At 62.9% G+C, this 17387-nt stretch carries 13 protein-coding genes; 6 read left to right on the top strand and 7 right to left on the bottom strand.

Annotation, left to right across the window (positions count from 1 at the left end; all coding sequences use genetic code 11):
* Positions 1 to 10: 10 nt before the first annotated feature.
* The 5 genes from iolD to OH764_RS11790 form a co-directional block, all read right to left on the bottom strand.
* Entirely contained in the window at positions 11 to 1999 is a 1989-nt protein-coding gene (gene iolD, locus OH764_RS11810) for a 3D-(3,5/4)-trihydroxycyclohexane-1,2-dione acylhydrolase (decyclizing) (RefSeq protein WP_498846926.1), read from the bottom strand.
* Positions 1996 to 4044, bottom strand: coding sequence for a 5-dehydro-2-deoxygluconokinase (locus OH764_RS11805; protein ID WP_498846925.1), 2049 nt, complete (start codon positions 4042 to 4044; stop codon positions 1996 to 1998). Before OH764_RS11805 ends, iolD begins: the two co-directional genes overlap by 4 nt.
* A 63-nt stretch (positions 4045 to 4107) precedes the next feature.
* Positions 4108 to 4947, bottom strand: coding sequence for a sugar ABC transporter ATP-binding protein (locus OH764_RS11800; protein ID WP_498846924.1), 840 nt, complete (start codon positions 4945 to 4947; stop codon positions 4108 to 4110).
* 13 nt (positions 4948 to 4960) lie between these two features.
* The gene (locus tag OH764_RS11795; RefSeq protein ID WP_498846923.1) at positions 4961 to 6133 is read right to left on the bottom strand and encodes an ABC transporter permease; all 1173 of its coding nucleotides are present in this window, start codon (positions 6131 to 6133) and stop codon (positions 4961 to 4963) included.
* A gap of 142 nt (positions 6134 to 6275) precedes the next feature.
* Entirely contained in the window at positions 6276 to 7322 is a 1047-nt protein-coding gene (locus OH764_RS11790; RefSeq protein ID WP_498846922.1) for a sugar ABC transporter substrate-binding protein, read from the bottom strand.
* Between the two features lie 277 nt (positions 7323 to 7599).
* On the opposite strand from OH764_RS11790, the gene OH764_RS11785 reads away from it, so the two are divergent.
* From OH764_RS11785 to OH764_RS11770, 4 genes are all read left to right on the top strand, one after another.
* Positions 7600 to 8481: a MurR/RpiR family transcriptional regulator gene (locus OH764_RS11785; RefSeq protein WP_020069488.1), complete on the top strand. Its 882-nt coding sequence runs from the start codon at positions 7600 to 7602 to the stop codon at positions 8479 to 8481.
* A complete protein-coding gene (gene iolG / locus OH764_RS11780) occupies positions 8474 to 9493 on the top strand; it encodes an inositol 2-dehydrogenase (RefSeq protein ID WP_498846921.1) in 1020 nt (339 codons plus the stop codon). Before OH764_RS11785 ends, iolG begins: the two co-directional genes overlap by 8 nt.
* On the top strand, positions 9490 to 10536 hold the full coding sequence (locus tag OH764_RS11775; protein ID WP_498846920.1) for a Gfo/Idh/MocA family oxidoreductase: 1047 nt from the start codon (positions 9490 to 9492) through the stop codon (positions 10534 to 10536). The genes iolG and OH764_RS11775 overlap by 4 nt, the downstream gene beginning before the upstream one ends.
* A gap of 132 nt (positions 10537 to 10668) precedes the next feature.
* Positions 10669 to 10896, top strand: coding sequence for a sulfurtransferase TusA family protein (locus OH764_RS11770; protein ID WP_027776570.1), 228 nt, complete (start codon positions 10669 to 10671; stop codon positions 10894 to 10896).
* A gap of 118 nt (positions 10897 to 11014) precedes the next feature.
* Here OH764_RS11770 and galU read toward each other — a convergent pair whose 3' ends face one another.
* Entirely contained in the window at positions 11015 to 11896 is an 882-nt protein-coding gene (gene galU / locus OH764_RS11765) for a UTP--glucose-1-phosphate uridylyltransferase (RefSeq protein ID WP_498846919.1), read from the bottom strand.
* Positions 11897 to 11966: 70 nt separating this feature from the next.
* Positions 11967 to 14846, bottom strand: coding sequence for a valine--tRNA ligase (locus OH764_RS11760; RefSeq protein ID WP_498846918.1), 2880 nt, complete (start codon positions 14844 to 14846; stop codon positions 11967 to 11969).
* A gap of 27 nt (positions 14847 to 14873) precedes the next feature.
* On the opposite strand from OH764_RS11760, the gene OH764_RS11755 reads away from it, so the two are divergent.
* On the top strand, positions 14874 to 15089 hold the full coding sequence (locus tag OH764_RS11755; protein WP_498846917.1) for a hypothetical protein: 216 nt from the start codon (positions 14874 to 14876) through the stop codon (positions 15087 to 15089).
* Between the two features lie 350 nt (positions 15090 to 15439).
* The gene (gene tssF, locus OH764_RS11750; protein ID WP_498846916.1) at positions 15440 to 17380 is read left to right on the top strand and encodes a type VI secretion system baseplate subunit TssF; all 1941 of its coding nucleotides are present in this window, start codon (positions 15440 to 15442) and stop codon (positions 17378 to 17380) included.
* The last annotated feature ends 7 nt before the right edge of the window (positions 17381 to 17387 follow it).

Below are 17387 nucleotides of genomic sequence, written 5' to 3'. Positions count from 1 at the left end.
GCGAGCGTCCTCAATCGTTGACCTGGTCGTTGCTGTTGCCGCTGCCGTTGCCGCTGTTCTCTGCCGAAGCGGGCGGTTTCCCGCGCGCCGAGATCTGCGCGTCATAGTTTGCTCGCGCTTCGCGCACGCTCGCTCGCGGCGAGACTTCGGGCACCGCGACTTCCCACCACCAGCCGCCGTCGCTCGTCGTGCGGGCCGGATCGGTGTCGATGCTGATCACGTACGTCCTGTCCGCCGAGCGCGCGCGTTGCAGCGCGGCTTCCAGTTCCGTCACATTCGCCGCGTGTTCCGCGCGCGCACCGAGCGCGCGGGCATGCGCGGCGAAGTCGATCTTCGGCGCACCGAGCGGACCCTGCATGCTGTCTTCGAGCAGGTTGTTGAACGGCGCGCCGCCGCATGCCTGTTGCAGGCGATTGATACAACCGTATCCGCGATTGTCGAGCACCACGACAATGAGCTTCGCGCCGAGCATCACCGACGTGGCGATCTCGCTGTTCATCATCAGATAGCTGCCGTCGCCTACCATCACGATCACTTCACGCTCGGGCCGCGCAAGCTTCACGCCGAGTCCGCCGGCGATTTCGTAGCCCATGCACGAGTAGCCGTATTCGACGTGATAGGCGCCTGGCGTTCCGGCGCGCCACAGCTTGTGCAATTCGCCGGGCAAGGTGCCGGCCGCGCACACGACGATGTCGTTCACCGGTGAATTCGTGCTTGAACGTTGCACGGCGCCGATCACATCGCCTTCATAAGGGAGCACGGACTCTCGTTGCGGCGCGTGCGTGAGCGTATGCACCGTATCGCGCCAACTCGCGGCCAGTTCGTGCGCGCGCGAGGTCCACGCGCGCTCAGCCTGCCAGTCCTGCAGACGTTCGGCGAGTGCGCCGAGTGCGAGACGCGCGTCCGCCTCGACGACTTGCGCGCGATGCTTGAGGGCGTCGAACGCATTTGCATTGATGCCGATCACGTCGGCTTGCGTGAACAGCGTATTCGAGCCGGTTGTGAAGTCCTGCAAGCGCGTGCCGAGTGCGAGCACGCAGTCTGCATCTCGGGCGAGCACGTTGGCCGCGGGCGAGCCGGTCACGCCCAGCGAGCCGACGTTCAATGGATCGTCCCACGCTAGCGAGCTTTTGCCGGCTTGCGTCTCCGCGACGGGAATGCCGTGCGCGGCGGCAAAACGTTGCAACGCATCGGTCGCACGGCCGTAGAGCACGCCGCCGCCCGCAACGATCAGCGGACGCTTCGCGCGCTGCAAACGCGCGATAGCAGCGTCGATTTCGTCGACACGCGGTGCGGGTGCATAGAACGTGACGATGCGCGGCGCAAAGAAGTCGGCAGGGAAGTCCCACGCCTGCGCCTGCACGTCTTGCGGCAACGCAAGCGTGACCGGCCCGCACGACGCGGCGTCGGTGAGCACGCGCAGTGCGCGGGGCAGTGCACTCAGCAGTTGCGCGGGATGCATGATGCGATCGAAGTAGCGCGACACGGGTTTGAACGCGTCGTTCGCGGAGACGCCGCCATCGTGGGAATCTTCAACTTGTTGCAGGACCGGATCGGGCGCTCGCGACAAGAAGATGTCGCCCGGCAACAGCAGCACCGGCAAACGGTTCACGTGCGCGAGGGCGGCGGCCGTCAGCAGATTCGTAGCGCCTGGTCCGATCGACGTGGTGACCGCCATCATGCGTCGGCGAAAGTGCGCCTTTGCATAAGCGATCGCGCTGTGCGCCATCGCCTGTTCGTTGTGGGCGCGCAGCGTCGGCAGCTCGTTGCGATGCTGATAAAGCGCTTCGCCCATGCCGGCGACGTTACCGTGTCCGAAGATCGCGAACACGCCGCCGAAAAGCGGCTCTGTTCCCAAGCCGTCTTCAGTGGCGACGCGTTGTGCGGCGAGATAGCGCACGAGCGCTTGTGCGGTGGTCAGGCGGATGGTCGTATCTGAGACTATGGCGCCCGCCGATGCCGCTTCGTCGTGTCCATGATGTAACTCGCGCTGATTCATGCCGCCTGCTCCTGATGAACACGATTGCTAGCGCCTCGTTCGGCGGCGGCGGTGTCGCGCGCCGCGCGCCACGATGCGATTAGCGTTTCGAACGTACGGCGCACGCGTGCGATCAATTCGTCGTCGCCGATGTCGCCTGCCAGCCACGCATGACTCGGCTCGTGGAAGATCGTGCGGCCCACTGTGAAACCGCGACACGTCGACGAGCGCGCAGCCGCTCGAAAGCCCTCGTTCAACTGCTCGACGCCCGCCGACAAACCGAGCAGCACGACGCCCCGGCAATAGGGATCGCGTTCGGCGATCAGCGCGTCGATGTTGCGCCATTGCGCGGCGTCCATCGGTTCGAGCTTCCACCACTCGGGATAGATGCCGATGTTATAGAGCCGCTTCAACGCGCGATACACGATATCCGGACCCTGCGGCAGGTTCGCGTGCTTCGGCGGAATCACTTCGAGCAGTAACTCGTGGCCGCTTGCCTGCGTCGCGTCGTATAGCGCGCGCAATTGTGCTTCCTGTTCGAGGCGCTGTTCGACGGGTTCATCGGGGTGGAACTGCACGAGGCACTTCGCGACGTGTTCCTGCGGCCACGACACAAGCGTCGTGCCGACCGAGCGGCCATGGTCGAACACGAGCGGCACCGAGCCGGGCAGCTCGACCGGGCGGCCGATCCACCAGCCGCGGCCCGTTGCCGCGTTCAGCGCGTCCTGGCCATAGCGGCCGTCGATCAGCACACCGATGCGGCCTTGCAGGCCCAATGCGCTTTCGGTCTGCGCGACCGCGTCGACGAACAGGCCCTTGAGCTGGGCGATGCGCGCTTCGCTTGCGCCGCTCTGCTGCGCGAGTTCAAAGAACTGATTCCGATGATCGAACGCGAAGCCGAGCACTTCGTCCCACTGCTTGCGCGCAGGTGTCACGCGATGCAGGCGCGCCAATGTCGCGTCGCGGTCGGGGCGGCGCATACGTTCAGGGTCGGCCTTCGCCTCGCGCAGAAAGTAGTCGAGTTCAGCGGGCGTCGGCATGGCCGGCGCGCACGCGTGGCGCGAGACGACGAGTGCGCCGCTTGCATTGGCGGCACGCGCGCAGGCGTCGAGCGGTTGATCGCGCAACCATCCGGAGAGAAAACCGGACGCGAATGCGTCGCCGGCACCGAGCACGTTCAGCACTTCGACTTCCACGCCGCCGTGCACTGGCGCGTCGTCGAGCGAGGCGGGCACTTCGCCGTCGATGATCTGGCAGCCCATCGGCCCGCGCTTGAGCACGAGCGTGGCCGGGGTGACCGCGCGTACCATTGCCAGTGCGTCGACGAGATCGCTTTTGCCGCCTGCAATGCGAAATTCCTCCTCGGTGCCGATCACGAGATCGAACAACGGCAGGATGCGCTGCAAATGCGCAGTGACGCCTTCGCTTGCAACAAAGCGCGTTTCGCCGTCCGCCTTACCCGTGAGGCCCCACAACACGGGACGATAGTCGATGTCGAGAACGGTGCGAACCTGGTTGCGCCGCGCATAATCGAGCGCGCGGCGGCTCGTGCGGTTCACCTGTTCGGTCGAGAAGTGCGTGCCGGTGATCAGCAGCGCTTTCGACGACGCGATAAATGCCTCGTCGAAATCCGCTTCGTCAACGGCCATGTCCGCGCAATTCTCGCGATAGAAGATCAGTGGAAACGTATCGCGATCTTTGAGGCCAAGCAGCACGAGCGCGGTCAGGCGTTCGGGATCCACGCGCACGTGGCTTACATCGCAGCCTTCCTTCGTCAACGTCTCGGTGAGAAAGCGGCCCATGTGATCGTTGCCCACGCGTGCGAGCATTGCCGACGCAAGTCCGAGCCTCGCGCAGCCGAATGCAATGTTCGCCGACGACCCGCCGAGATACTTTGCGAAGCTCGACACGTCTTCGAGCCGTGCGCCGACCTGCTGCGCGTACAGATCGACAGCGAGCCGGCCAAGACACACGATGTCGCGGCTGCGGCCCGCCGCGAAGCGGCTGCCGGCGGTTCCGCCCGGCTGCTGCGCCGGCGTGCCGCTGAATGTACTGGATTGAGCCATGAATATCCCTGAATGACGGAGCGCGGCGAGCGGTGCCACGGCAGCAGCCGCCGCGCGAATGAATCAGATCGTTGCGCCTTCGAGTTCGCCTATCATCTTTTGCATCTCGGCACCGCCCGCCATCATGTCGAGCACTTCGTCCTTGCTGATCGTCTCTTTTGTGAACGTGCCGAGTGATTTGCCGCGATTGAGCAACGTGAACGAATCGCCGATCGGATACGCGTGATGCACGTTGTGCGTGATGAAGATCACCGAGATGCCCTTCGCGCGCGCCTTGTGGATCAGCTTCAGCACATTGAAGCTCTGCTTGACGCCGAGCGCGGCGGTCGGCTCGTCGAGGATCAGCACACGTGCGCCGAAATGGATGGCGCGCGCAATCGCAAGGCACTGTTTTTCACCGCCTGACATCGTGCCGATCGGCTGATGCGGATCGCGCACGTTGATGCCCATTTCTGCGAGTTTGTCGCGGGCTGTCGTCGCGCTCGTTTCGAGGTCCATCACGTTCAGGAACCCGAACAGTTTCTTTTGCGGCTCTCGTCCCATGAAGAAATTACGTGCGACGGAGAGCAGCGGCACCAGCGCAAGATCCTGGTAGACGGTCGCAATGCCGAGATCCAGCGCGTCTTTCGGCGACTCGAACAACACCGGCTTGCCGTCGACGAGATACTGGCCCGACGACGGTTGATGTACGCCCGCCAGAGTCTTGATCAGCGTCGACTTGCCCGCGCCGTTGTCGCCGAGCAGGCAGTGAACTTCTCCACGTTTCAGGCGTAGAGTCACACCGCTTAGCGCGATTACTTTTCCAAAGTACTTGTTGACGTTCTCAAGAGCGAGGATCACGTCGTCGTGCGGCGCGGCGCTCGGAAGATCCATTTCGCTCGTCACATGGTTCGTGTCGGACATGTGCGTCTCCTCGTTACGATTGCGCGACGCGACGGCGCACATAGTGATTGAACAGCACGGCGATGAGCAGCATCACGCCGAGGAACACGCGGAACCAGTCGGAACTCACATTCGTATAGGTGATGCCGATTTGCACCACGCCGAAAATCAGCGCGCCGAAACACGCGCCGATCACCGAGCCATAGCCGCCCGTCAACAATGTCCCGCCGATCACGGCCGCGATGATCGCCTCGAACTCCTTCTGCAAACCGCGGTCGGCCGCAGCCGAGCCGATGTCGCACACTTGCAGCACGGCGAACAGGCACGAGCAGAACGCGGTCAGCACGAAGAGCAGGATTTTCACGCGACGCACCGGAATGCCGACGTTTTTTGCCGCGTTGGCGTCGCCGCCCACTGCGAGAATCCAGTTGCCCGCTCGCGTTTTCGCGAGGACGAATGCGCAAATCGCGGCGAGACCGAACCACCACAGAATGACTTTCGGAATGCCCGGCACGAGCGCGTGACCGTTGTCGAGCAGGGTGCCGATGCCGTGATGCGCAAGCATCGTGAAGAGACCCTGGAGCGCAACGCCGTGAAAGAGCGTGTTGGCGAGCCAGTCTTGTTGTGCAAGATCGCCTACGCCGGAGACGATGGTGCGGTCGGCGAACATGATCGACAGCGCAAGGGTGAGGCCGCGCAGAATAAAAAGAAACGCGAGTGTGACGATGAACGACGGCAGGCGCGTGCGCATCACGAGATAGCCGTTGAGCGCCCCCAGCAGCATCGAGCCGACGAATGCAAAGAGAATCGCAAGCGATATCGGCCAGTGAAAATACACGGTGGGGATCGCGACCATCATGCCGGCAAAGCCGATCATCGAGCCGATCGACAGATCGAACTCACCGGCGATCATCAACAGACACGCGCCGACGGAAAGAATCCCGAGATAAGCGGACACCTGTGACCAGTTCATCACGCCGTCGAGATTGAACATGCCCGAGCCGCCGGCAGTCAACGCGAAGACTAGAAACACCAGCACCGCGCCGGAGATCGCGGCGAACTCGGGGCGGTTCAGCAAATGACCGAACCATGATTCCTTGCGCACGCGCTCGTCGCGTCCCTCCGTTTCGGGGCGCGACGCAGCGTTATGCGAAGCGGCGCTATTCGAGTCGACGTGCGGTGGAAAGTGCTTGCCGGCTACACCCATGATGTCTCCTTGGAGCCGGCTGTGTGTCCGGGCAAGCGGGAATGCGTTGCGGGAACGACAGCCGGTGAAATGCGCGCTGGCAGCGAAGCTGCCCGGCGGGAGCGTTGCCCGCCGCGCGCGCGTGACTAGCTAGAGAAAAGAATCAGCGGTACTGCCCTGCGTATTTGATGACCTTGTCGAGGTTTTCTTTCGTGATGAAGCCAGGTCCGGAGCGAATGTTCTTCGGACCATACGAAGGCGCCAGACCGTAAGTGGCAAGTCGTGCCTTGAACTTGGGATTCGCTTCGAGAATCTGGCGAATCTTCGCGGGGTCGGTGGTGTGCTCTTTCTTCACGATGGCCAGCACGGCGACCGGAATGTAGCCCTGCAGATACGGCTGCTGATCGATCGCGAACTGGATCGTGCCGTTCTGGATTGCCTTCGCGATGTCGTCGGAAAAGTCAAACGTGCAGAAGTAGATCTTGCCGTTCAGACCCATTTGCTGCACTGCTTTGAGCGTGGCCGAAGCCGGCGTCGGTCCGAGCGTGAGAATGGCGCCGGTGTTCGGATGGTTGCGCAAATAGGCGCTGACTTTCGATTGAATCTCGGTCGGGTCCTGGCCGGAATCGATCGTGGACGACTTGTAGTCGACGCCAAGCGCCTCGGCAAAGCCACGGCAACGGTCGAACGAAACGGTGTTGGTCGCGAGGTGATTCACGCACAGGAACGACTTCACGCCGGCTGTTTTCGCCTTTTCGCCTGCCGCCTTGCCGGCGACGTATTCCGGCTGGCCGATATGCATGATCGCGCCGAGTTGCGCGCTTTGTTCCTCGGTGCCCGAGTTGATCGTGACGAGCGGGATCTTCTTGGCGGTGACTTTGTTGATGGAGCTTTTCAGCACGTCGTAATCGGCGATGGTGACGATCACACCGTCGTAGTTGCGCGCTGCGGCCTGTTCGACGAGACGCGCCATATCGGCGATGTCACCGTTCGGCGGATTGCGATAGTCGGTCTCGACGTTGAAGTCCTCGTCGGCCTGCTTGATGGCGTTTTTGATCGTGTTCCACCACGAATCGGAGTCCGGCGCGTGGCTGATCAGCACGAAATGAGCGTCAGCCGCGCGGGCGGCCGAGGCCGCTCCGAATCCCGTCGCCAACGTCAAAGCCGTCACCAGAATCCTGAGCGTAGCCTTGCCCTTGCAAAGTCTCATGTCTCCACCTTTCTCGGTCTGTCGTTATTGAAGGAGCGTGTGGCGCACGGTACGCAACGCGGCACCGGAGGTGTCGCACGATCGCCGAAGCACCATCGCTCACGACCAAGATTAGGTCATCTTCGAATGGCTTGCAATGGAAATTTCACCGTAGATAAAAATGGAAAATACGTTCCATTTATGCGGTGTGCTGCCTATAATCGGCAACGTCAGCAGCCTCTGCGGCGCCGGTCCGAAAGCGCCTGCCGCAGTGCAGTAAAGCCCCGAAGAGAGAACCATGGCGGAAGAGAGCACCGAAGAATTGCCGAGCGTCGAAGAATTGATGCAGCGCATCGCCGATAACTACGAGGCGCTGCCGCGTCAGTTGAAGAATGTCGCGACGTATATCGAGCAACATCGTTCGAGCGTGATGGTGGATCGTACGAGCGACATCGCCGCGAGTTGCGGCGTGCATCCGTCGGCGGTCGTGCGATTTGCACAGCGCTTCGGTTTCTCCGGCTTCTCCGATTTGCAGGCGGTGTTTCGTCAGGCGTATACCGGCCAGGGTGCGTCGTCGCCGAGTTATCAGCAACGCATTCGCAAGCTCATTGACGAGAAGCCCGGTGCGTTGTCCGGCGGCGCGGTCGCGCGCGAGTTCATCGCGGCTTCGCGCGGCGGTCTCGAAGAACTCGAAGCGGGGCTCGACGACAAGCAGTTCGACGCCGCCGTGAAGATGCTGCAACAGGCGGACAACATCTATGTGATCGGCGTGCGGCGCTCGTTTCCGGTGGCGAGCTACATCGTCTATGCGTTGCAGCACACGCCCAAGCGCGTGCACCTCGTATCGGGTTTCGGCGGCATGTACCGCGAGCAGATTCGCAGCGTGAAAAAGGGCGACGTGGTGATCGCGATCAGCTTCGCGCCTTATGCGAAAGAAACGCAGTATTGCCTGCGGGTCGCGCATCATCATCAGGCGAAGACGCTGGTTATTACGGACAGCCAACTATCTCCGCTCGCACGTTACGCGAGTACTCAACTGTATGTGAAAGAGGGCAGCGCGTTCGCGTTCCGCTCGCTGACCAGCACGATCTGCCTGTGCCAGGCGCTTTTCATCGCGCTTGCGTACAAGCTCGAATTGAACGTAGAAGAATCGAAAGACACTGGAGGATACGATGACTGACGCAGCAAAACCGATCGACGTCGCAGTGTTCGGCGCGGGCCGTATCGGCAAGATTCACGCGGCCAATCTCGCGCGGCAACCGGGCGTGCGGCTGAAATATGTGGTCGATGTGAATAGCGAAGCGGCCGCGGCGCTGGCTGCCGCGCACGGCGCCAAAGTGGCCGATATCGACGGTGCAATGGGCGACGCCTCCGTTGGCGCCACGGTGATCTGTTCGAGCACCGACACGCATGCCGATCTGATCCTGAAGTCGGCCGCTCAGAAAAAACACGTGTTCTGCGAGAAGCCGGTCGACCTGACGCTGGAGCGTGCGCGCGCTTGTGCTGAGGCCGTTGAGCGCGCGGGCGTGGTGTGCATGATCGGCTTTCAGCGCCGCTTCGATCCGACGTTCTCCGCGTTGAAGGCGCGCCTCGATGCGGGCGAGATCGGCACGCCGGAAATGCTGGTGGTGACGAGCCGCGATCCAGGCGCGCCGCCGGTGGACTACATCCGCCATTCGGGCGGCATCTTCAAGGACATGCTGATTCACGACTTCGACATTTTCCGCTGGATTCTCGGCGACGAAGCGGACACCTTGCACGCCACCGGCAGTTGTCTGAGCGACCCGGCAATCGCGGAGGCGGGCGACATTGATTCGACCGCGGTGACGATCCGCACGAAGCGCGGACGCCTGTGCCAGATCAACACCGCGCGCCGCGCCGCCTACGGCTACGACCAGCGCTTTGAAGTGCTCGGCAGCGCGGGCATGCTGCAGGCGGGCAACGTGCGGCCCACGGAAGTCACGGCTTACTCCAAAACGCAGGTGTCGAGCGACGTGCCCGAAGCGTTTTTCCTCGAACGTTATCGGGCCGCTTATGCGCTCGAAATTGCGCATTTCTTCGAGGCGGTCACGCAAGGCAAGCCGGTGCGCACCACGGTGGCCGACGGTTTGAAAGCGCTGGAACTCGCCGAGGCCGCCACGCGCTCCTGGCGCGAGGGGCGTGCGGTGAAGCTCGGCGAGGCCGCGCAATGAGTGCGGCGGCATCAACGCGTCGGCTGCGTCTCGGCGTGGTCGGCCTCGGGCGGCTCGGCAAACGTCACGCTGAGAACCTTGCGTATCGCGTGCCGGGCGCAGAGCTGGTTGCTGCTTGCAGCCCGCTCGAAGAAGAGCGGGCGTGGGCGCGCGACGCTTTGCCGGCGCCGCGCCTGTACGATGACTACGCGCGGCTGCTGGACGACAAAGACGTGGACGCCGTGTGGCTCGTCACGCCGTCGTCGCTGCACGCGCAGCAGATCGTCGACGCTTTGCGCGCCGGCAAGCACGTGTTCTGCGAAAAGCCTTTGTCGCTGGATCTGGCGGAGTGCGAGCGCGTGTTGCAAGAGGCTGCGAAGTACCCGCATCTGCAGGCGACGATTGGCTTCATGCGGCGTTTCGATCCGAGCTACAAGGACGCCTTCGACAAAATCGAGGCGGGCGCGATCGGGCGGCCGTTTCTCGTGCGTTCGCAAACCACCGACAAGAACGACACCGACGGCTTCTTCGTGCGCTTCGCGGCAACTTCGGGCGGCATTTTTCTCGACTGCACCGTGCACGACATCGACGTCGCGCGCTGGCTGCTTGGAAAGCCGCGCGCGAAGCGCGTGTTCGCGGCGGGCGCCGTCGCGCTGCACGAAGGCCTGCGTGAATTCGGCGATGTGGATAACGGCGTCGCGATCTGCGAATTCGAGGACGGCAAGCTCGCCATGTTCTATGCGTCGCGGACCCAGGCACACGGCAACGACACGCACAGCGAGGTGATCGGCACGGCAGGCGGGCTGACCATTGGCCAGAATCCGCGCGCTAATCGCGTCGAGATATACGACGCGACGGGCATTCGTAACGAGTGCACGCCGAGCTTCTTCGATCGCTTCGAAGAAGCGTTTTTGCATGAGGCGCGCGCGTTTGTCGCGTCGGTGCAGGGCGGGGCGGGATCGACCGTGCAAGCGGGCGCAACGCTCGCCGACGCGCTGGAAGCGACCCGCATCGGCAATGCGTTGCGGCAGTCGCTGCAAAGCGGGCAGGCTGTGACGCTGTAGCGTCGATATGGCTGGTTGGGCGGCGAGGTGCGCGGTGCCTGCGCCGGCAAGGCGGCGAAGGCTGCGGTAGAATTTGACCCTCTGTCCGGCGTCGCGAACGACGCCTTGTCCCGAAGGTCATCGTCGATGCAAATTCAGATTCATAAGGAAGTCGATGCGCGCGGGCTGATGTGCCCGCTGCCCATTTTGCGTGCCAAGAAGGCGCTCGCCGATATGGAAAGCGGTCAGATTCTCAAGGTGCTCGCCACCGACCCCGGTTCGCAGCGCGATTTCGCCGCGTTCGCGAAGCAGACCGGCAATGAGATCGTCGAGAGTTCGGCGCACGACAAAGTCTTTACGTTTCTGATGAAGCGCCGCTGAAGCGCACACATTCAGACGCACGCTCCAAAACAAAAGGCGCTGTGCCCGCGAAAGCGGGGCACAGCGCCTTTTTGACTTTCGGGAGATGCCTCGCGATTCAAGGCATCTCGCGGAGGCTTTAGCCTTCCAGAACCGGCGAACGGGTACGCAGATATTCTTCGAAATCCGCGGCCACTTCGGGGTGGCGCAGCGCGAACTCGACCGTTGCCTTCAGATAACCAAGCTTGCTGCCGCAGTCGAAACGCGTGCCGTGGTACTTGTACGCGAGAACCTGTTCGTCGGCGAGCAACGACTGGATTGCGTCCGTAAGCTGCAATTCGCCGCCGGCGCCCGGCTTGATCGAGCGGATGTGATCGAAAATACGCGGCTTGAGCACGTAGCGGCCCACCACGCCGAGATTCGACGGTGCGACGCTCGGTTCCGGCTTTTCGACGATGCCGGACATCTTGATGATCGAGTCTTCCCATTCCTTGCCGTCGACGATACCGTACGACTTGGTTTCCTGCGCCGGGATCTCTTCGACGCCGATCACCGAGCTGTGATAGTGGTCGAACACCTCGATCATTTGCGTCATGACGGGCGGCGTGCCGTACAGCAAGTCGTCAGCCAGAATCACGGCAAACGGGTTGTCGCCCACCAGCTTCTCCGCGCACAGCACGGCGTGGCCGAGTCCGAGCGCTTCGGGCTGACGCACGTAGAAGCAGTCCACATGGCTCGGCTTGATGCTGCGCACGAGTTCGAGGAGCTTGTCCTTGCCGCGCGCTTCCAGTTCGGCTTCGATTTCATACGATTTATCGAAGTGATCTTCAATCGCCCGTTTGCTGCGGCCCGTGACGAAGATCATTTCGGTGATGCCGGCCGCCATGGCTTCTTCCACCGCGTACTGAATCAGCGGCTTGTCGACGATCGGCAGCATTTCCTTCGGGCTTGCCTTCGTGGCAGGGAGGAACCGGGTGCCAAGACCTGCTACCGGAAATACTGCCTTTGTAACTTTTAGCATGTGATTACCCTGAGTCCTCTGGTTTAGCTATCTGTCCGTGCCCGCCGCGCGGGCGGGCGTGGAGCGTCGATCAGGCCGGCAAGCGCGCGAGCTGCGCTTTCAGCTTGCCGACAGTCGCTTCGAATTCCGCCAGCCTTTTCTGCTCCTGCTCGACGACTGCGGGCGGCGCCTTGGCGACAAAACTTTCGTTCTGCAGTTTAGCGTTGCACTTGACGACTTCTGTGCTCAACCGCGCAATCTCTTTCGACAAACGCTCGCGCTCGACCGCGACGTCGATTTCCACCTTCAGCACGAGCTTGTCACTGCCTACAATAGCAATTGGCGCGCCATCTGCTTGCGCGTCGAGCGCGGCTTCGTCGGCAATGATCTGCACTTCCGACAAACGGGCCAATGCCTGGGCGTACGGAGCGAAGGTGCGCAGACGCTCCGCGTTGCCGGTAGCAAGCAACGGCACCTTGACCGCCGGCGAGAGATTCATTTCGCCGCGCAGATTCCGGCACGCATCGATCACTGCTTTCAGGTCGGCCGCCCATTGCTCCGCGTCTTCGTCGAGCTTCGACATCTCGGCAACGGGGTATGGCTGCACCATGATGGACGCTTCGCCCTCGGCCTTGCCCGCGGGATAACGTCCGGCCAACGGCGCAACTTTTTGCCACAACGCCTCGGTGATGAACGGAATCGCCGGGTGCGCGAGGCGCAACACCGTCTCGAGCACGCGCAGCAGGGTGCGCCGTGTGGCGCGCTGCTGGTTCGGCTGACCCGTCTGGATCTGAACCTTGGCGAGTTCGAGATACCAGTCACAGTATTCGTCCCAAACGAACTTGTATAGGGCGTTGGCCACATTGTCGAAGCGATAGTCGGCGAAACCCCTGGCGATCTCGGTTTCCACGCGTTGCAGGCGGGACACGATCCAGCGATCCGCCGACGAGAAGTTCAGGTGGCCGTCCGGGCCGCACTCGCCGCACTGTTCCGGCTTGCCGAAACCGCAATCGTGGCCTTCGCAGTTCATCAGCACGAAGCGGGTGGCGTTCCACAGCTTGTTGCAGAAATTGCGGTAGCCCTCGCAGCGTGCGAGATCGAAGTTGACGTTGCGCCCCAGCGTGGCCATCGACGCCATCGTGAAGCGCAGCGCGTCGGTGCCGAACGCGGGAATGCCGTCGGGAAATTCCTTGCGGGTTTTCTTTTCGATCGACGCGGCCTGCTTCGGGTTCATGAGGCCGGTGGTCCGTTTGGCGACGAGGGCGTCAAGGCCGATGCCGTCGACGATATCGATCGGATCGAGCGTATTGCCCTTGCTCTTCGACATTTTCTGACCTTCGGCGTCGCGCACGAGACCGTGCACGTAGACCGTGTCGAACGGCACCTTGCCCGTGAAGTGCGTGGTCATCATGACCATGCGCGCGACCCAGAAGAAGATGATGTCGAAGCCCGTAACCAGCACCGAGGATGGCAGGAAGTGCTTCAGTTCCTGCGTTTCGTTCGGCCAACCGAGCGACGAGAACGGCACGAGCGCGGACGAAAACCACGTGTCGAGCACGTCTTCGTCGCGTTTGAGCGGGCCCGTGTAGCCGGCTTCTGCCGCTTTTGCGTGCGCTCCTTCCTCGGTCTTCGCGACGAAAATCTCGCCATTTTCGCCGTACCACGCAGGAATCTGATGACCCCACCAGAGCTGGCGCGAGATACACCAGTCCTGGATGTTCTCGAGCCACTGGTAGTAGGTGGTGGTCCAGTTTTCCGGCACGAAGCGGATTTCGCCGTTGCGAACCACGTCGAGCGCGGTTTCGGCGATCGATTTGCCCGGATTGAACGTGCCTTCAGGCGCCGGTTTGCTCATCGCGACGAACCACTGGTCGGTCAGCATCGGCTCGATCACGACGCCGGTGCGGTCGCCGCGCGGCACCATCAGCTTGTGCGGCTTGACCGATTCGAGCGCGCCGAGCGCTTCGAGGTCGGCGACGACCTGCTTGCGGGCTTCGAAACGGTCGAGGCCACGGTATTTTTCCGGCGCGTTGCCGTTGATCTTCGCGTCGAGCGTGAGGATCTCGATTTGCGGCAGCTTGTGGCGCAGGCCGACCTGATAGTCGTTGAAGTCGTGCGCGGGCGTGACCTTGACGACGCCCGTGCCGAACTCGCGGTCGACGTAGTCGTCGGCGATGATCGGCACTTCGCGGCCCGACAGCGGCAGCGTGACGGTCTTGCCGATCAGATGCGCGTAGCGCTCGTCTTCCGGATGGACCATCACGGCGGTGTCGCCGAGCATGGTTTCGGGCCGCGTGGTCGCGACCGTCAGATGGCCGGAGCCGTCGGTGAGCGGATACTGAATGTGCCACAGGTGGCCGTTTTCTTCTTCGCTGACTACTTCGAGATCGGAAACGGCGGTGAGCAGCACCGGGTCCCAGTTGACGAGGCGTTTGCCGCGATAAATCAGGCCCTGTTCATAAAGGCGCACGAACACGTCGCGCACGGCGGCCGACATTTTGTCGTCCATCGTGAAGTATTCGCGCGACCAGTCGATCGACGCGCCGAGGCGGCGCACCTGGTTCGTGATGGTCGAGCCGGATTCCTGCTTCCATTCCCAGACGCGTTCGACGAATTTCTCGCGGCCGAGGTCGTGGCGCGACACGCCTTGCGCGTCCAGTTGCCGTTCGACGACGATCTGCGTGGCGATACCCGCGTGGTCGGTGCCCGGCACCCACAGCGTGTTGTCACCGAGCATGCGGTGATAGCGGGCGAGGCCGTCCATGATGGTCTGGTTGAACGCGTGGCCCATGTGAAGGGTGCCGGTGACGTTCGGCGGCGGCAACTGGATCGAGAAGTCTTTCCTGTTCCCGTCGAAAGAGGGCGTCGCGTAGGCGCGCTTTTCCCATTCGGGGCCCCAGTGGGCTTCGATGGTGTGCGGCTCGAAGCTTTTGGCAAGGGTAGAGGAGGTGTCGCTCGGGGTGTCGCTCATGGGTCGATCGGCTGGTAAATGCGGAGAATGTTCGATTATAAAGGGCGCCGGGGCGCGGCTCTGGTTTTGGTGTTTCTCTGCTGCCGGAGGCTCGAAGGCGAGCGCCTGGCGACGGTGGCCCGAGGTGAGGTGCCGACGCTGCGCAACGTGTACGACAACACGCTGACTGGCTTCGGGCCGCGCTTGCGGCCTAACGGCTCCGTGTCGTTCGTGTACCGCTGGAGCGCACCTGGAGGCCAGTAGAAAAGAAGCATCGGACGCCGGCCGGGGATAACCGTCGAGGAAGCATGGGCGGCCGCAAAGGCGTTCATGGGCGTGCCGATCACCGCTTGCTCCGCGGGCAGATTGAAGAGGCCGATTCCCACCGCAACAATCAACTGCGGCGCAATCAGACGAATCCAATTTTCTAAATTTCATTGCGCGCGCGCAAACCGTGACAGTTCTTGACGATCCTAGGGGCCGGATCGTGGGACCATCGCGCGGCTGTATTCCGCAGACAAAATGGTCTCTCGCACCGGGCTGGAGTTTGGTCACGCGGATGTGACCCCGCATCGACGGGATTGAGGACCGGACTGCCAGACGAAACGAATGCCATGACGAAGCCGCATCAACCGCTCGCAGACCCCGAACTGCTCGACTACTACACCGGTGAACTGCTCTATGCAGGCAGCCGTGCGCAGGAATTCGCCGCAGGGCACCTGAAGATCGCGGCGCGGCTGGGCATGCAGGCGGGCGGGATCGACGACCCCTCTGTCGAGCGCCTGGTCCAGGCCTCCGCGCTCGTGAACGCCCGCGCGCAGATGCGCATCGACCGTGCGCCGGATCCGTTCACGCTGCGCCTGCTCGAGAGCGTGCATCCCAACTACGTCACGCCGTTGCCGTCGATGGCGCTCGTGCAGTTCTACCCTGGCGAAGGTGCCGGACAGGGCGGCGAGGCACAGACGCTGCCGCGTGGCACGCCCCTTTTCTCGCGTGCGCAGGAAGGTCAGTCGGCGGTGGAATTGCGCACCGCCTTCGATGTGACCGTCCAGCCACTGACGATTGCCGCCGTCACTGCGGGCGGTATTCCGCCCGATATTCCCAACCTTTACCGCCATGTGTCCGGAGGTGCCCAGGTGCGCGGCTCGCTGCGCCTGCGCATCCGGACAACCCACGGCGGCCCCATCCGCGCGCTGTCCGGTCTGGACCGCCTGCCTGTTTATCTATGTGGCGCGGAGCGGATTGCCTCGCAGCTCTTTGATCTGATCCACACGGCGACTGTGGCGAGCATTACGGGCGTGCCGGGGAAGTTTGCGACGGGCGAGCTGCACAGCGTGTTCCAGGACGGCATGCGCAATGGCCGTATCGAGCATGCGGTTGAGTATGAGGGGCTGGAGCCGCAGCGGAGTCTCCTGCCGCCCGTCCATGAGGGCATGCACGGCCATAACCTGCTGTACGAGTACATGGCTTTTCCGCAACGGTTCTGGTTCTTCACACTCGCGGGCCTGGCCGGTGGGCTGTCGCGCATCGACGAACCCGAAGCCGAGCTCGTGCTGCTGCTCTCCCGCGAGCCGGGAGAACTGGCGCAGCATGTCGATGCCTCGCAGTTTGCGCTGCACTGTGTGCCTGTCGTCAACCTGTATCCGGCCGCGTCCGAGCGGCTGAAGGTGGCCCCCCAGGACAGCGAGCACCGGCTCGTGCCCGAGGTGACCGCGCCCGACGATCATCTGCTTCACTCGGTCAATCACATCATCGGCCAGGTGGACGATGACGCGACATCGCAGGCAATTCCCTTTGTGCCTCAGGACGTGGCACTCCCAAGCGACGAGCGTCGCGATGTGCGCCGCTTTACCGTGCGGCGTGAGCTGGAACTGCCGGCGGACAACGTGCGCCGCTACGCCACCCACCAGCCGTTTGTGCGCACCCATACGTGGCTATCGCTGCTGCGGCACGACCATCAGCCGGACGATTCGGGGGTGCGCTACCTGTCACTCGATGCATGGCTGACCAATGGCGACCTTCCTTGCACACTGCCGCGCAATGGCCGCGATGACCTGATCGTGCACGGTGCGAAATCAGTCGCCAGTGTGGGCTTCGTGCGGCCACCCACCATGCCCGGGCCACCGCTGGCGCGTGGCGAGGCGGCATGGAAGTTTCTGCGGCAGTTGAACCTCGAATACGGCGTGTTCGATGACGAATACGACGAGCCGTGGCCCGGCGAGGGGCTGCGCATGATGCTGGAGCCGTACCTCGCTGCAGGGGCACCGCAAATGCGCCACCAGCTCGACGGCCTCATCGCTGCGCAGGCTGTTCCGGTGAACGACTGGCACCGGATCGCGGGTGACATGCAGTTCATGCGCGGCATCGGTATCACGCTGGAGTTTGACGAGGCGGCGTTCGAAGGCTGGTCGGCCTTCACGTTCGCCCTTGTGCTGGAGCGCTACGTGGCCCGCCACGTTTCCAGACATTCCTTCACGCGCACTACGTTCAGGACGAAGCAGCGTGGCGCGGTTTTCACCTGGCCCGCGCGTGACGGTACACGCGAGGTTTTCTAGGAGGTGC

This window comes from Burkholderia sp. M6-3 (genome assembly GCF_050858985.1).
In the GTDB taxonomy this organism is placed as follows: domain Bacteria; phylum Pseudomonadota; class Gammaproteobacteria; order Burkholderiales; family Burkholderiaceae; genus Paraburkholderia; species Paraburkholderia caledonica.
The sequence above is the reverse complement of the archived record's forward strand: the minus strand, read 5'-3'. Positions and strand labels throughout refer to the sequence as shown.

What these genes read in the sequence shown, in the direction of transcription:
- OH764_RS11760 (WP_498846918.1), bottom strand. Translation starts at nt 14,846, where the DNA reads ATGAGCGACACCCCGAGCGACACCTCCTCTACCCTTGCCAAAAGCTTC.
- iolG (WP_498846921.1), top strand. Translation starts at nt 8,474, where the DNA reads ATGACTGACGCAGCAAAACCGATCGACGTCGCAGTGTTCGGCGCGGGC.
- OH764_RS11775 (WP_498846920.1), top strand. Translation starts at nt 9,490, where the DNA reads ATGAGTGCGGCGGCATCAACGCGTCGGCTGCGTCTCGGCGTGGTCGGC.
- OH764_RS11785 (WP_020069488.1), top strand. Translation starts at nt 7,600, where the DNA reads ATGGCGGAAGAGAGCACCGAAGAATTGCCGAGCGTCGAAGAATTGATG.
- OH764_RS11755 (WP_498846917.1), top strand. Translation starts at nt 14,874, where the DNA reads ATGTTCGATTATAAAGGGCGCCGGGGCGCGGCTCTGGTTTTGGTGTTT.
- OH764_RS11795 (WP_498846923.1), bottom strand. Translation starts at nt 6,133, where the DNA reads ATGGGTGTAGCCGGCAAGCACTTTCCACCGCACGTCGACTCGAATAGC.
- iolD (WP_498846926.1), bottom strand. Translation starts at nt 1,999, where the DNA reads ATGAATCAGCGCGAGTTACATCATGGACACGACGAAGCGGCATCGGCG.
- OH764_RS11805 (WP_498846925.1), bottom strand. Translation starts at nt 4,044, where the DNA reads ATGGCTCAATCCAGTACATTCAGCGGCACGCCGGCGCAGCAGCCGGGC.
- OH764_RS11800 (WP_498846924.1), bottom strand. Translation starts at nt 4,947, where the DNA reads ATGTCCGACACGAACCATGTGACGAGCGAAATGGATCTTCCGAGCGCC.
- OH764_RS11790 (WP_498846922.1), bottom strand. Translation starts at nt 7,322, where the DNA reads ATGAGACTTTGCAAGGGCAAGGCTACGCTCAGGATTCTGGTGACGGCT.
- galU (WP_498846919.1), bottom strand. Translation starts at nt 11,896, where the DNA reads ATGCTAAAAGTTACAAAGGCAGTATTTCCGGTAGCAGGTCTTGGCACC.
- tssF (WP_498846916.1), top strand. Translation starts at nt 15,440, where the DNA reads ATGACGAAGCCGCATCAACCGCTCGCAGACCCCGAACTGCTCGACTAC.